General features: G+C 64.0%; 1 protein-coding gene. It reads right to left on the reverse strand.

Annotated elements, in window-relative coordinates:
- Positions 1-4: 4 nt before the first annotated feature.
- On the reverse strand, positions 5-1561 hold the full coding sequence (locus E1B25_RS21965) for an ISL3 family transposase (protein WP_132831685.1): 1557 nt from the start codon (positions 1559-1561) through the stop codon (positions 5-7).
- Between the last annotated feature and the right edge of the window lie 7 nt (positions 1562-1568).

The following is a 1568-nucleotide window of genomic DNA, read 5'->3' on the forward strand; positions in this document are numbered from 1 at the left end:
CCTATCAAGACGCTGCAACGAGTCGGGCTCTGAGCAGGTCGATGTTCGCCCGGCCATACATCTGACGTTTCAGGGTCTTGAGACGATTGATTTGGCCCTCGGTTTGCCCGTTTGACCACGGCTCCCGCAGGGCTGCGGCGACTGCGGCTTGATCGCGCCGAAGCCCGCGGGCGAAGGCACCGAGCAGCCCGCTCTCCGCTTCCTCCAGCCATCCTTCCAATGCGCCTTCACGAGCATTCCGGACCATGTCCGTGAACCGGTCGGTTAGCCTTCGGGCAGCGGCGAGCGCTGGCAGCGCGGCCTCGATCCTTGCAACCTGGATTGCGTCGGCCTTGTTCAGGTGGTCTCTGCCTATGGTCAGGAGGCGCGCAATCCTGCGCGCGGAGGGAGACTTTCCAGTTCCCGGCGGCACTGCTTGCTCGGCTCGGCGCTGGCGTGTTGTCCATTCTCCGACGACGCGAAGGCTGCCCTGGAAGCCGTCGGCGCGCAGCCTGCGCCAAAGTTCTGCGCCATTCCGGCAGCCGCCGGCCCATTCCCGTTCCAACCGCAGTAGCCAAGGGGTGAGACTGCTCTCGCGGATTCGGAAAACGTCCTCACGCTCCCCGCGAACGATTTGGCGAACCAAACCGCGGCTCAGCCCGGTCAGGCGAACGATGCGTTTGATGGGAGTGCCGTCATCGGCCATCTGGCGAACCATTCGATTGGTCTGCTGGCGACGCAGGAAGCCCTCGTATTGCAGCCTTTCCGCCGCCGTCAGCAGCTTCGGATCGAGGGTATTCGCCCCGGTCGCCTTTCGGATGGCAGGCATGTTCCGCTGTACTGCGGACAGGAAGGCCGCGCTCACATTCTCCAACAGGTGCCAGCGGTCGGCGACCTGAACCGCCTTCGGCAAAGCCCTTGAGACCGCACTACCATAGCCCCCGTTGCGGTCGCGGGCGACGACCTCGATCCCTGGGCGGGCCCGCAGCCACGCCTCGACCGTAGCAGGCTCCCGGTCCGGAAGAAGATCGATGACCCGGCGCCGCTCCAGATCGCAGATCAACGTGCCGTACCGCTGACCTTTGCGCCATGCCCAATCATCGATGCCGATGACGCGGAGTTCGCTGCTGGGAGCCTCCGCCGTGCTTCGAATGCTGCGCAGAAAGGTATCCTTGCTGACCGGCAGCTGGAGCCGTGCAGCAAGTGCCTGTGCTGGACGTCCGCCCAGTGCCAAGCCAAGGTGCCGGACCAGCCCTTGCAGACGGGAGGTGCGCCGCGCATACGGCCGGGTCACGGCAGGCGGAAACCGCTCCGCGAATATCTTCGCAGAGCAATTCATGGCGCGGCACCGAAAGCGACGAACCAGCAAGACCAATTCCACAGCCCGGCCATGAGCAGGCAGATCAGCCGGACGACGCCGATACCTGCTGTGGACATGACGTGAAATCGTGCCGCAGTGCGGACAGGCCGCCGCAGTTTTGGCGGAATGTGAATGGATCCGGATCGTGTTTTCGACAAGTTCGATCTGATCGGCCTTGAGACCTGCGGGTAGAAAATCCCGCCGTGAAAAGTGCAACGCCATCGGCAAC

This window comes from Antarcticimicrobium sediminis (genome assembly GCF_004348975.1).
Taxonomy (GTDB): Bacteria; Pseudomonadota; Alphaproteobacteria; order Rhodobacterales; family Rhodobacteraceae; genus Antarcticimicrobium; species Antarcticimicrobium sediminis.